The organism is Streptomyces sp. NPDC051109 (genome assembly GCF_044455885.1).
GTDB lineage: Bacteria > Actinomycetota > Actinomycetes > Streptomycetales > Streptomycetaceae > Streptomyces.
This window is the reverse complement of record NZ_JBITFF010000008.1, coordinates 74,960-86,708: the sequence shown is the minus strand read 5'-3', so window position 1 is coordinate 86,708 and position 11,749 is coordinate 74,960. Positions and strand designations below refer to the sequence as shown.

At 73.4% G+C, this 11,749-nt stretch carries 12 protein-coding genes; 4 read left to right on the top strand and 8 right to left on the bottom strand.

The features are described 5' to 3' along the window. Positions 1-20 precede the first annotated feature (20 nt). Complete coding sequence (locus ACIBAD_RS17055) at positions 21-1,226, top strand: hypothetical protein (protein ID WP_398907471.1); 1,206 nt, start codon at positions 21-23, stop codon at positions 1,224-1,226. Positions 1,227-1,289: 63 nt separating this feature from the next. Here ACIBAD_RS17055 and ACIBAD_RS17050 read toward each other — a convergent pair whose 3' ends face one another. From ACIBAD_RS17050 to ACIBAD_RS17030, 5 genes are all read right to left on the bottom strand, one after another. Further along, positions 1,290-3,128, bottom strand: a complete 1,839-nt coding sequence (locus tag ACIBAD_RS17050) for an NHL domain-containing thioredoxin family protein (RefSeq protein ID WP_398907469.1) — start codon at positions 3,126-3,128, stop codon at positions 1,290-1,292. 34 nt (positions 3,129-3,162) lie between these two features. Further along, entirely contained in the window at positions 3,163-3,699 is a 537-nt protein-coding gene (locus tag ACIBAD_RS17045) for a DUF4240 domain-containing protein (RefSeq protein WP_398907467.1), read from the bottom strand. 40 nt (positions 3,700-3,739) lie between these two features. Then, positions 3,740-4,543, bottom strand: a complete 804-nt coding sequence (locus ACIBAD_RS17040) for a hypothetical protein (RefSeq protein ID WP_398907465.1) — start codon at positions 4,541-4,543, stop codon at positions 3,740-3,742. Positions 4,544-4,586: 43 nt separating this feature from the next. Continuing rightward, positions 4,587-4,913, bottom strand: coding sequence for a hypothetical protein (locus ACIBAD_RS17035; protein ID WP_398907463.1), 327 nt, complete (start codon positions 4,911-4,913; stop codon positions 4,587-4,589). Between the two features lie 70 nt (positions 4,914-4,983). Further along, positions 4,984-5,763, bottom strand: a complete 780-nt coding sequence (locus ACIBAD_RS17030) for a carbon-nitrogen family hydrolase (protein ID WP_134072722.1) — start codon at positions 5,761-5,763, stop codon at positions 4,984-4,986. Positions 5,764-5,912: 149 nt separating this feature from the next. Between ACIBAD_RS17030 and ACIBAD_RS17025 the strand changes: the two genes are divergently transcribed. Together ACIBAD_RS17025 and ACIBAD_RS17020 are read left to right on the top strand one after the other, a co-directional pair. Next, a complete protein-coding gene (locus ACIBAD_RS17025) occupies positions 5,913-6,743 on the top strand; it encodes a maleylpyruvate isomerase family mycothiol-dependent enzyme (RefSeq protein ID WP_134072724.1) in 831 nt (276 codons plus the stop codon). Between the two features lie 145 nt (positions 6,744-6,888). Further along, positions 6,889-7,914 carry a helix-turn-helix domain-containing protein gene (locus tag ACIBAD_RS17020; RefSeq protein ID WP_398907460.1) on the top strand — a complete coding sequence of 342 codons (1,026 nt, stop codon included), beginning with the start codon at positions 6,889-6,891 and terminating at the stop codon, positions 7,912-7,914. Between the two features lie 189 nt (positions 7,915-8,103). Here the strand turns inward: ACIBAD_RS17020 and ACIBAD_RS17015 are convergent, their stop codons facing one another. Both ACIBAD_RS17015 and ACIBAD_RS17010 read right to left on the bottom strand, forming a co-directional pair. Continuing rightward, positions 8,104-9,411, bottom strand: a complete 1,308-nt coding sequence (locus ACIBAD_RS17015; RefSeq protein ID WP_398907458.1) for a nitrate/nitrite transporter — start codon at positions 9,409-9,411, stop codon at positions 8,104-8,106. Beyond that, positions 9,408-10,073 (bottom strand): GntR family transcriptional regulator, encoded by a 666-nt coding sequence (locus ACIBAD_RS17010; RefSeq protein ID WP_398907456.1) that lies wholly within the window; start codon positions 10,071-10,073, stop codon positions 9,408-9,410. The genes ACIBAD_RS17015 and ACIBAD_RS17010 overlap by 4 nt, the downstream gene beginning before the upstream one ends. 145 nt (positions 10,074-10,218) lie before the next feature. On the opposite strand from ACIBAD_RS17010, the gene ACIBAD_RS17005 reads away from it, so the two are divergent. Then, positions 10,219-11,445 carry a DUF418 domain-containing protein gene (locus ACIBAD_RS17005; RefSeq protein WP_398907454.1) on the top strand — a complete coding sequence of 409 codons (1,227 nt, stop codon included), beginning with the start codon at positions 10,219-10,221 and terminating at the stop codon, positions 11,443-11,445. On the opposite strand, the gene ACIBAD_RS17000 is transcribed toward ACIBAD_RS17005, so the two are convergent. Continuing rightward, positions 11,384-11,743, bottom strand: coding sequence for a protease inhibitor I42 family protein (locus ACIBAD_RS17000; RefSeq protein ID WP_134072732.1), 360 nt, complete (start codon positions 11,741-11,743; stop codon positions 11,384-11,386). The genes ACIBAD_RS17005 and ACIBAD_RS17000 overlap by 62 nt on opposite strands. Positions 11,744-11,749 lie beyond the last annotated feature (6 nt).

The following is an 11,749-nucleotide window of genomic DNA, read 5'->3' as shown; positions in this document are numbered from 1 at the left end:
CGGCCGACAAGGAGAGTCCCGTGCTCCGCCTGTTCCGCCTCTTCCTCATGCCGCGCGTCGCGGGCGCCGTGGGCGTCGCCCTCGCGCTGCTCGTGGCCGCCCCCGCGGCCGCCACTCCGAAGCCGCCGCAGTCCCCGGACGCGTCGCTGTCCCTCAAGGACCCGCGGATCCTCGCGCACTTCGACTTCGAGGCCGGCCAGACGCCCGAGAACATCGCCCTGGAGCCCGACGGCTCCGCCGATCTGACCCTCGCCCTCGCCCGGCAGGTGGTCCGGGTGGACCGGCACGGCGGCAAGCGGATCCTCGCAACCCTGCCCGACGTCGCGGACCCGCAGACGCCGCTGCTCGGCGTCGCCGTCGTGTCCGGGATCGTCCGCACCCACGACGGCACGCTCTACGTCGGCTACAACACCGGAACGCCCGAGACCGGCATCTACCGGATCACGCCCGACCGCAAGGTCTCCAAGCTCGTCGACCTGTCACCGAGGGGCTTCGTGAACGGCCTCGCCCTCGACGAGCACCTCGGCCTGCTCTACGCCGCGGACTCCGTCCTCGGCACGGTGTGGCGCATCTCCCTGGACGACGAGCCCGAAGTGACCGCCTGGGCCACCGGCACGGCGCTGGAGCCGACCACGTTCATCGGCGCGAACGGCATCAAGGTGCGCGACCACGCGGTCTGGGTGTCGAACTTCGACCGGGCCACGCTGCTGCGGATCCCGGTCGAGCGGGACGGGTCCGCGGGGAGGATCAGGACGCACGCCACCGGGCTGACGGGGATCGACGACTTCGCGTTCGCCGGACACGGCGAGACGGTGCTCGCCGCGCTCAACACCACCGCGAGCGAGCTCGCCCTGGTCCGGCCCGATGGCACCCACACCATCGTGCTGACCGGGAAGGACGGGCTGTCCGGACCCACGTCCGTGGCGGTCCGCCACCACAAGGTCTTCGTCACGAGCGGCGCCTTCCTCACGGGCATCGACCCGAACCTGCTGGTGGCCGACGTGGAGAAGGGCAAGGAGAAATCCGAGGAGCACGCCGTGCCCGAGGAGCACGGGCAGGAGGCCGACCACGGCAAGCCCGAGGAGCACGGCCGGCACGAGGACCACGCCAAGCCCGAGGACAACGGCCAGAAGACCGACCACGCCAAGCCCGAAGACCAGGGCCAGGACGAGGACCGCGGGCAGAACGAGGACGAGGACGAGTACGAGGACGGGCAGGAAGGCTGAGCCGAAGCCGTACGGCCGGGACCCCAGCGGGCCCCGGCCGTACGACGTCGTCACGCCGGATGCCTAGGCGTCCATCCCGGCGAGGACGAGCGGCAGCCGGGTGGCGCCGTCGGCGGTGACGGTCACCGGCACGCCCCAGTCCTGCTGGTGCACGTGGCAGGCCGGGTACTCGTTCGCCGGGTCGTCGTCGCACGAGGCAGCCATCGCCGAGACGTGCAGCACGCCCTCCGTGACCTCCGGGTTCAGGGCCAGCTCCCGGAACAGGTCCGTCCCGGTCCCCTCGCCGCCCACCAGCAGTTCCGGCGGGGTCGAGGACACCAGCAGCCGCGTCGACGGCCCGTAGCGGGTGTCGAGCTTCTGCCCGGTCGGCGCCTGGAACACCACGTCGAGCCGGAGCGTGCCGGCGGCGACCTCGGTGGCGGCCCGCTGCGTGCGGTGGGCGACCGCGTCGACCCGTACCGCCTCCTCCGGCAGCCGCAGCCGGGTCAGACGGTGCGCGGCGGACTCGACGACCACGATGTCCTCGCCGACCAGCACCGCGTCGCTGGGCTCCCGCAGGTCGGTGGCCAGGGTGGAGACCTCCCCGGTCGCCGGGTCGAAGCGGCGCAGCGCGTGGTTGTACGTGTCGCACACCGCGACCGAGCCGTCCGGCAGCGCCGTCACCCCGAGCGGGTGCTGGAGCAGGGCCTGGGCGGCGTCGCCGTCCCGGTGCCCGAAGTCGAACAGGCCGGTCCCGACGGCGGTCCGTACGACGTACCCGTCGGCCCCCTCGCCCGCGGGTTCCACGTACCGCAGGGCGCTGTTCTCGGAGTCGGCGATCCACAGCCGGTCGCCGGCGGCCGCGAGCCCGGACGGCTGGGCGAGCCAGGCCTCCGGGGCGGGGCCGTCGTGCAGGCCCTCGCTGGTCGTCCCGGCGGAGACCGCGACGGTCCCCGTCTCCGGGTCCCAGGTCCACAGCTGGTGCACGCCGGCCATGGCGATCCACACCTTGCCCTGCCACCAGGCGACGTCCCACGGCGAGGACAGGTCCACCTCCAGGGCCGGACCGGAGGTCGGGGAGCCCTGCCACCACTGCCGGCCGGTACCGGCGACGGTCTCGACGGCGCCGGTCGCGGGGTCGAAGCGGCGCAGCGCGTGGTTGACGGTGTCGGCGACGATCACGGAACCGTCGGGCAGCAGCGCCAGCCCCTGCGGCTCGCTGAACCCGTCGGCGGTGAAGCCGCGCTCGCCGCTGCCGATGCGCCGTACGACGCTCTCGCCGTCGGGGGCCAGCTCCACGAGCTGGTGCCGCGTCGAGTCCGACACGAGCAGGTTCCCGCCCGGCAGCACGAGCGCCTTCCCGGGGAAGCGGAGGTCGGTCGCGACCGGCTCGGGCGCCACGTAGGGCCCGTCACCGCGGCGCAGCGTGCCCTTGGCCTCGTGCTCGGCTTCGAGCTCGTCCACGAGCCGCGCGATGGCGTGCGCATGCCCCTCGCCGGCGTGCTGCGCGACGATGTAGCCCTCGGGGTCGATGACGACGAGCGTCGGCCAGGCCCGTACGGCGTACTGCTTCCAGGTGGCCAGCTCGGGATCGTCGAGCACGGGGTGGTGCACCTCGTACCGCTCGACGGCGTCCACGACGGCCGCGTGCTCGGCCTCGTGCACGAACTTCGGCGAGTGGACCCCGATGATCACGACGGTGTCGCGGTGCTTCTCCTCCAGCTCGCGCAGCTCGTCCAGGACGTGCAGGCAGTTGATGCAGCAGAAGGTCCAGAAGTCGAGGATGACAATCCGGCCGCGCAGTTCGGCGAGGCTCAGATCCTTCCCGCCTGTGTTCAGCCAGCCCCCCTTCCCGACCAGCTCGGGAGCACGGAGACGGGCACGGCGGGGCGCGGGGGTGTGCGCCGGGGCGGCATCGTTCATGCTTCAAGCTTGCCATCCGCCCGCGAACGCCCCCTCACGGCCGTACCTCCTGGTCGAAGAGGGCGCTCAGGCGGGGGAGGCGGGTCGAGGTCTCCGCGGTGTCGTCGAAGTCGAAGTCCCAGGTCGGGTCCAGGGCGGGATAGCTGATCGTGAAGGAGTCCGCCGGGAGCTCGCGGCCCGTGGCCGATTCGTAGGCCGCCCAGGCGATCGAGAGGGCCTCCTCGTCCCACAGTTCCAGGCCCTGCGCCGCCGCCTCGCGGACGGCGGGGTGGTCCGCGAGGGAGTCGGGATCGGCCAGGGCCCGGCCGAAAGCCTCCTCGCCCTGGGTCAGGAGCCAGCCGCGGAAGTAGTCGAAGCCGTCGTCCGAGCAGCCGCCGTTGATCACGTACGCAGCGGCCCACAGGGGGCTGCGGTAGGACTCGGCCAGCAGGTCCCACAGCACCTGCTGGGCGGCGGCTATCTCGCCGTCGGGGCAGCGCGCCAGCAACTGCGAGGCGCGCGCCGCGACCTGGTCCGGACCGGCCTCCGTACGGGCCGTGTCGATCAGCTTCCAGAACGTCTGCTTGTCCATGGGGGAAGCGTGGCATCCCCCTCTGACACCGGACGTGCCGTCAGACGGCGAGGAAGGAGCGGAGGGATTCCGTCAGAGCGGTGGTGAAGGCCTCCTGCGCCGCCGGGGACACCAGGTCCAGGGAGAGGTACGGGTTCAGGTCCTCCAGCTCGACGAGGAGGAGCTCGCCGGAGGGGGCGCGGCAGGCGTCCACCCGCTGGATCCCGTGCGACAGCGTGTTCCACGCGATGAAGCCGCGGGCGAAGTCGAGGTCGGCCGCCGTGGGCTCGTACGGCTTCAGCTCCCAGCGGCGGGCCGGGTCCGGGGCGTAGAGGGCGTACTGGAAGGAGTCGTCGACGAAGTAGAAGGAGACCTCGTACGCGAAGTCGATGCGCGGCTGGATGAGGTTCACCCCCGCCGGGCCCTCAGGGTGCGGGGTGAAGGTCAGTCCTATGGAGTCCGCGCCCTGCTTGGGCTTCACCGCGTACGAGGGCACCGACGGGAGCAGCGCGAGGTCGGCGGGGTCGTCGATCGTGGGGATGACGGGGTGGCCCGAGGCGGTCAGGTCGAGGAGGTACTGCTTGCCGGCCATATCGCCGCGGCCCGTGAGCGGGTTGTAGACGCGGGTGCCGGCGGCGAGGGCCGCCGCGCGGAAGGCGTCGTACGCCTCCTGGTAGTGCAGGACCGGCCCGCTGTTGCGGACGATCACCGCGTCGAAGTCCGCCATCATGGCCGCCGCGTCCAGCGGATGGCACAGGGCGAGCGGGAAGTGCTCGCGCAGCCGGGAGGTGAGGAGGATGTCCTCGTCGCCGTAGCGGCGGCCGCGCGCCGGGTACGCCAGGTCGGTCACGTAGAGCAGGGGCATGGCCGCAACCTATCGCGGGTCCGCGCAACCCCCGGGCGGCCGGTCAGCGGGGGTCGCGGTGGCGGGCGCGGGCGGCGAGCTGGCCCTGGACGTAGGAGTCGGTGTCCGGGGTGTACGGACCGCCGTGGTCGAGGGTCAGGTCGGTGACGCGCTGCCATTCGGCGACGGCGGCGCGCACGGACGCGTCGGCGTCCGCCCAGTCGCCGACGGCCTCCAGCGCCGTCTCCAGCTCGGCCGCCGCCTGGCGGTGGGTCATGCCGGTGGCCGCGGCGCGGACCCGGTCCCGGGCTTCGATCTCGCCGGGGGCGGGTTCGTGCGGCTCCAGGGCCGCGTCGATCACGGCCTCGGCGTCGTCGGTCCGCTCGGACATGCTCCCGCCCCTCCTCGGCTTTGCCGTTCCCGCGTCCGACTACCCGGAGCACCACGTTGCAAACGGTCCCTCAGCGACCCAGACGGCGGTCCTTCAGGGCCGGGAACTGCTCGCGGGTCTCGGCCACCTTGGCCGGGTCCAGCTCGACGGTGAGGACGCCCTCGCCGGGGCCCGCCTCGGCCAGGACCTCGCCCCAGGGGTCCACGACCAGGCTGTGCCCGGCCTGTTCGACGCCCGCGTGCGTACCGGCCAGCCCGCAGGCGAGCACGTACGACTGGTCCTCGACGGCCCGCGCCCGGTTGAGCAGGGTCCAGTGGGCCCGGCGGCGGGCCGGCCAGCCCGCGGCCACGACCAACGTGGTGGCCCCGGCGTCGACCAGGCCGCGGAACAGCTCCGGGAAGCGCAGGTCGTAGCAGGTGGCGATGCCGAGGACCTGCTCCGGCAGGGTCACCGTGGTCAGGGAGTCCCCGGCCGACATCAGCACGGCCTCGCCCTGGTCGAAGCCGAAGCGGTGGATCTTGCGGTACGTGGCGGCCAGCTCGCCGGTCGGGGACAGGACGAGGGCGGTGTTGTACAGGGAGCCGTCGCCCGCGCGCTCCACGACCGAACCGGCGTGCAACCACACCCCGGCGTCGCTCGCCGCCTTCGACATCGCCTCGTACGTCGGGCCGTCCAGCGGCTCGGCCTCGGTCTCGAACTGCTCGTAGGCGAAGGCGCCCACCGTCCACAGTTCGGGCAGCACGACCAGGTCCGCGCCGGCCTGCTCCCGTACGAGCTCGGCCGCTCGGGCACGGCGTGAGGTGACCGACTCCCCGTCGGACACCGCGATTTGGATCAGCGAGGCGCGCACAGTACCACCGTCCTGGCATTCAAGCCGTCAACTCGGGCCTACGATCGTCACACGAAAGCACTGCCGGGGCGCTCACCGGCAGCGTAGTTTTGGAAGCAGTCCACACGCTTCCAGAAAACGCGCCACTGAACAGCACGCGAGGGGTCCCGTTGACCGTCCAGCCGCATCCCAGTCTCCAGCCCTATGCCGACGCGTGGACCCACTCCATCGAGGCGATATCCGAGCTGGTCCTCCCCCTGACGGAGGGCGAGTGGAACCGGGCGACCCCGTGCCCCGGATGGTCCGTCCGTGATGTGGTGTCACACATCATCGGCATCGAGTGCGAGCAGCTGGGGGATCCGCGGCCGATCCACACGCTGCCGCGGGATCTGCGGCACGTCGTCGACGAGTTCACCCGGTACATGGAGGTCCAGGTTGACGTGCGGCGGCACCACACCGCGCCGGAGATGACCTCGGAGCTCGAATACACGATCATCCGGCGCTCGCGTCAGCTGCGGAACGAGAAGCGGGATCCGGACACCATGGTGCGGGGGCCGCTGGGCGACCAGGTGACCCTGGAGTTCGCGCTGCGGCTGCGGGCGTTCGACGTGTGGATCCACGAGCAGGACCTGCGGGCGGCGCTGGGCGTGCCCGGGAACTGGGACTCGCCGGGGGCGTACGTGGCGCGGGACATCCTGCTGGCCGGGCTGCCCAAGGTGGTCGCGAAGCTGGCCGGGGCTCCGGCGAACTCGGCGGTCGTGATCGACGTGCACGGGCCCGTGGAGTTCATGCGGACGGTGCGCGTGGACGCGCAAGGACGCGGGTCGGTGGACGGGACGCCCTCGCTGGGGCCGGCCGTGACGCTGACGACGGACTGGCAGACGTACGTCCGCCTCGCGGCGGGGCGGGTCCGCGCGGGCGCCGTCGCGGACCGGGTGAAGGTCGAGGGCGACGCCGAGCTGGCGGACGCGATCCTGGCCCACTTCGCCGTCACGCCGTAGCGGCCGGGCGGCCCGGGCCGCGCACGGCGCCCCCTTCCGCTTCGCCCCCACCAAGGCCGAGAACCGCTCTCCTCGATGTCACGTCCCTGTCATGGGCGGGACAACGCCAGAGCGGGAGAAGGGGGTTTTCGGGGTGTGGTCAAGGATGTCGGCCGCCGCAGTACCGGCTGCGGAGCGGCTCGGCTGGTTCACCGACGTGATCGCGCAGGAGCTCGTGTCCACGGCGATCCGCAGTGAACGCGTCCGGGACTTCTGGGCCGAGGCGTCCGTCCTGGACCTCGGCGGCGTGCAGGTGTCCTCGTTCGAGTTCAGCTCTCTGCGCTCCCTGCGCACCGCCGCCCACGTGCGGCGCAGCGATCCCGAGCAGTACCAGCTGGGGCTCGTCACCCACGGGGCCATGTCACTCGCCCAGAACCGGAACGAATCGGGTCTGTTCACCGGGGACATGGTGCTCTGGGACACCTCGCTGCCGATGGAGTCGCACGCCGTCCCGGACGTGGACGGGGGCCGGGTCCGGGCGATCGTCCTGTCCTTCCCCCGCGATGCGATGCCGCTGCGCGGCGCCCGGGTCGAACGGCTGCTGGCACACCGGATCGCGGGCGGCCACGGCATGGGGGCGATCCTCGCCCAGTACATGCAGTCGCTGGCGGCGCACGCGGCCGACTGCGGTCCGGTGGAGCTGAACCGGCTGGGGACGGTCGCCCACGACCTGGTCGGCGCCTGCCTGGCCGGGCAGCTCGGCGCCCAGGACGACCTCTCGCCCGAAGCCCGCACCCGCGCCCTGCTGGAACGGATCGAGGCCTTCATCACCCACAACCTCGGCGATCCGCAGCTGTCCCCGTCCGCCGTCGCCGCCCGGCACGGCATCTCGCTGCGCCACCTCCAGCAGCTCTTCCGCGACCGGGGCGAGACGGTGGCCGCCGGGATCCGGCAGCGCCGGCTGGAGCGGTGCCGGGCCGATCTCGCGGACCCGGGGCTCCTCGCCGACCCCGTCCACGCGGTGGCGAGGCGGTGGGGGTTCACCAACCCCTCCGTGTTCAGCCGGACGTTCCGGGAGGCGTACGGAGCCAGCCCCACCGAGTTCCGGCAGTGGGCGGTCCGGGAGGCCCTTGCGCGCAAGATCAACGAGCCCTGCGCGCCTGGCACATCCAGGGGTGCCGTGCCGCCGTAGGGTCGGCATTCGTCGGCCGCGCCGTGCCGGAGCGGCGGCTTCGGCGGGACTGGACGGGGGTCTGTCCCGCCGGGCCGCCGCCCGGCGCGGACAGCGGCGGACGGACGGCGGACGGGCTGCGGGGTACAAGCGGCGGACGGACCGCGGACGGGCTGCGGCGGACGGGCAGCGGACGGGTCGCCGGGCCGGTCAGGCCCGGGTCGGGCTCGGGGAGTCCGAGGAGTGGCGGCTCTGCGCGGCCGGCCGGTGGATGCGCTCCGCCCTCAGGGCCGCCGGGCGCAGGCGGAGGATCTGGCTCAGGCCCAGGAGTTCCACCACGAAGACCGACGAGAAGGCGATCCGGTAGTTGTCGCCGGTGGCGTCCAGGAGGAGGCCGACCGCCAGCAGGGTGGTCATCGAGGCCAGGAAGCCGCCCATGTTCGTCAGACCCGAGGCGGTGCCCTGGCGCTCCGGCGGGTTCGCGGGGCGGGCGAAGTCGAAGCCGATCATCGAGGCCGGGCCGCAGGTGCCCAGGACGACGCACAAGGTGACGAGGAGCCACATCGGTGCGCGGGGGCCGGGGTAGGCCAGGGCCGAGGCCCACAGCAGCGCCGTGAGCCCGACCGTGCCCAGGGCCAGGGGGATCCTGGCCGACTGGCGGCGGCCTATCAGTTGGCCGTAGACCAGGCCGAAGGCCATGTTCGACGCCACCACCAGGGTCAGCAGCCCCGCCGCGGTGGTCCGCTCCAGCCCCTGGTCCTCGACCAGGAACGGCATGCCCCACAGCAGCAGGAACACCATCGCCGGGAACTGCGTCGTGAAGTGCACCCACAGGCCCAGGCGGGTGCCGGGTTCCCGCCAGGAGTCCCGGATCTGGCGGCGTACGAAGCCCGCGCCGCCCGCGCGCGCCGGCGGCTCGTGGCCTTCCGGGTGGTCCTTCAGGAAGAGCACCAGCGGGATCAGGACCACCACGCCCGCCGCCGCGCTGCCCGCGAACGCCTGGACCCAGCCCACCCCGTGCAGGACGGGGGCCAGCACCAGCGTGGAGACCAGGTTGCCGGCCATGCCGACCAGCCCCGCCAGCTGCGCCATCAGCGGGCCGCGCCGGGCCGGGAACCACCGGGTGCCCAGCCGCAGGACGGATATGAAGGTCATCGCGTCGCCACAGCCCAGCAGGGCGCGGGCCGCGAGGGCCATCCCGTACGAGGGCGAAAGCGCGAAGCCGATCTGGCCGGCCGTGAACAGGACCGCGCCCAGCGTCAGCACCTTCTTGGTGCCGAGCCGGTCCACCATCAGGCCTACGGGCACCTGCATGCCCGCGTACACCAGGAGTTGGAGGATGGAGAAGGTCGAGAGCGCCGAGGCGTTGACGTGGAACCGGTCCGCCGCCTCCAGCCCGGCCACCCCCAGGCTCGTACGGAAGATCACCGCGACGAAGTAGACGGCGACGCCGATGGACCAGACCGCCACCGCCTTCCGGCCGCCCGGGGGATCCCGGAAGACGCCGTTGCCGGTCACCGGCCCGTCCCCCGCACCAGCGCCTCGACCCGGCCCACGTGGCCCCGTACGGCCGCGGCCGCGGTCTCCGCGTCCCCGGCCCGCAGCGCCCCAAGGATCTCCGCGTGTTCGGCCAGCGTGCGCTCCACCCGCTCGGGGTGCGCGTGCAGCAGGGCCACGCCCATCCGCAGCTGCCGGTCGCGGAGCTGGTCGTACAGCCGGCTCAGGATCTGGTTGCCGGCGCTGCGCACGATCTCGGCGTGGAAGCCCCGGTCGGCGGCCATCATCGCCGCGAGGTCGCCCTCGGCGGCGTGCCGGCGCTGCTCCTCCAGCAGCCCGGCGAGCCGCTCCAGCAGGGCGGGCGGCGCCGGCACGGCCCTGCGTACGGTGAACTCCTCGACCAGCAGCCGGGTTTCGATGACGTCTGCGATCTCCTGCGCGGAGACCGGCAGCACCAGCGCGCCCTTCTTCGGGTACAGCTTCAGCAGCCCCTCGGTCTCCAGCCGCAGCAGCGCCTCGCGGACCGGCGTACGGGACACCCCGACGGCGTCGGCGAGTTCGCCCTCGGTGAGGAGGGTGCCGCCCTCGTAGCGGCGGTCCACCAACACGGCCTGCTTGACGTGCCGGTACACGCGCTCGGCAGCGGTGGCGGGGGCTTGGACGGGGGGAGCGGCTGGCGGCATGCGCACAGGATAGATACATGAAGGGTGCACCGGTCGCCCCGTCCGGGATGTGGACGGCCGCCCCGCACCGCTGCATCGAAGGGTGTACCCGGGGCTCGTCCGGCCGCAGGACGCAACGGGCCCCGCCCGCCGGGACGCTGAAGTCATGGCCCACACCACCCTCGCCGCCCCCGGGGTGACCGCGACGACCCGGCTGCCCCTCCTCGACGTCCTGCGCGGCGCCGCCATCCTCGGCACGCTCATGACCAACGTCTGGATCTTCGCCGCCCCCGGCTCCGAATGGGGCGTGCTCCGGGGCGGTCTGGCCGCGCCCGACCCGGTCGCCGACCCCTCCGCCGCTAACATCGCAGAGAGCGTCTTCCGCTTCCTCGCCGACGGGAAGTTCCTCTCCCTGCTGACGATCCTGTTCGGGGTGGGCCTGGCCCTCCAGTACGACTCCGCCGCGCGCCGCGGCGAGCCCTGGCCCGGCCGCTACCCGCGGCGGGCCGCCTTCCTCTTCCTGGAGGGGACCGTCCACTTCGTCCTGGTCTTCGCCTGGGACGTACTGATGGGGTACGCCGTCACCGCCCTGCTCGTGGCCCGGCTGCTGGCCCGCTCCGAGAAGGTGCGGCGGGCCGCGATGTGGACCGCCGGCGGACTGCACCTGGCCCTGATCGGCCTCGTCACCCTCGGGGACCTGGCCCGGCCGGAATCCGGCCCTCCCGCGGGCCCCGGGCCGGCCGCCGTACGGCTGTACGCCGAGGGCGGCTACCTCGACCAGATCGCCTTCCGGCTCGGCCACGCCCCCGCGCTGCGCATCGAGCCCGTCTTCTCCTTCGGGCTGCTGGTCTTCCTCTTCCTCCTCGGGGTCCGGCTGCAGCGCGCCGGGGCCTTCGCCGCGAGCGCCGACGGGCGCCGGATCCGGGTCCGGATGGCCCGGTGGGGGCTCGGCCTCGGGCTGCCGCTGGGCGCCGCCGCCGCGCTGGGCGGCCCCGACTTCTTCGCCTTGGGGCGCTACGGGATCGCCCCGCTGATCGCCGTCGGGTACATCGGCCTGATCGGCTGCGCCCTGGACCGCTTCCGGATCCCGGGGGCCGGCGCCCTCGGCTCCGTCGGGCGCACCGCCCTGTCCTGCTACGTCGGCCAGAACCTGCTCTGCATGCTGCTCTGCTACGGCATGGGGCTCGGGCTCGCCGACCGGCTGGGCGGGAGCGGGCCCTGGTGGGTGATGGGCCTGTGGGCGGGGGTCGGCCTCGTCCTGGTCGCCGCGTCGCGGCTCTGGCTGCGCCGCTTCGAGCGGGGCCCGCTGGAGGCCGTACAGCACCGGGCGCTCAGCTCCCGCGGCCGCCCTGGTCGCCCTGGTCGCCGTGGGCCCCTCGGGACGCGCCCGTGACCTCCACCTCCAGGACGAACTCGTCGTACGGGGCCTCCTGCGGGTAGGGCGGCCGGATCTGCGCGAAGCGGATCCGGGCCCGCCCGCCCGGGCAGCGGCCCCGGACGAGGTACGTCCGCTCCAGCGGGGCGCCGGGCAGGATCTCCGCGGGCGGCGCGGGCCCGCTCACATCGCTGACGGAGACGGCGTCCGCGTCGCCGGTGACCTGCCAGGTCCACACGTACCCGCGCGCCCCCCGCCCGGTGAGCCGCAGTTCGTACGACTCACCGGCGCCGAGGGCGATCTGGCGCACCTCCACCCGCGA

What these genes read in the sequence shown, in the direction of transcription:
- ACIBAD_RS17005 (WP_398907454.1), top strand. Translation starts at nt 10,219, where the DNA reads ATGGCCCACACCACCCTCGCCGCCCCCGGGGTGACCGCGACGACCCGG.
- ACIBAD_RS17045 (WP_398907467.1), bottom strand. Translation starts at nt 3,699, where the DNA reads ATGGACAAGCAGACGTTCTGGAAGCTGATCGACACGGCCCGTACGGAG.
- ACIBAD_RS17035 (WP_398907463.1), bottom strand. Translation starts at nt 4,913, where the DNA reads ATGTCCGAGCGGACCGACGACGCCGAGGCCGTGATCGACGCGGCCCTG.
- ACIBAD_RS17010 (WP_398907456.1), bottom strand. Translation starts at nt 10,073, where the DNA reads ATGCCGCCAGCCGCTCCCCCCGTCCAAGCCCCCGCCACCGCTGCCGAG.
- ACIBAD_RS17020 (WP_398907460.1), top strand. Translation starts at nt 6,889, where the DNA reads ATGTCGGCCGCCGCAGTACCGGCTGCGGAGCGGCTCGGCTGGTTCACC.
- ACIBAD_RS17040 (WP_398907465.1), bottom strand. Translation starts at nt 4,543, where the DNA reads ATGCCCCTGCTCTACGTGACCGACCTGGCGTACCCGGCGCGCGGCCGC.
- ACIBAD_RS17050 (WP_398907469.1), bottom strand. Translation starts at nt 3,128, where the DNA reads ATGAACGATGCCGCCCCGGCGCACACCCCCGCGCCCCGCCGTGCCCGT.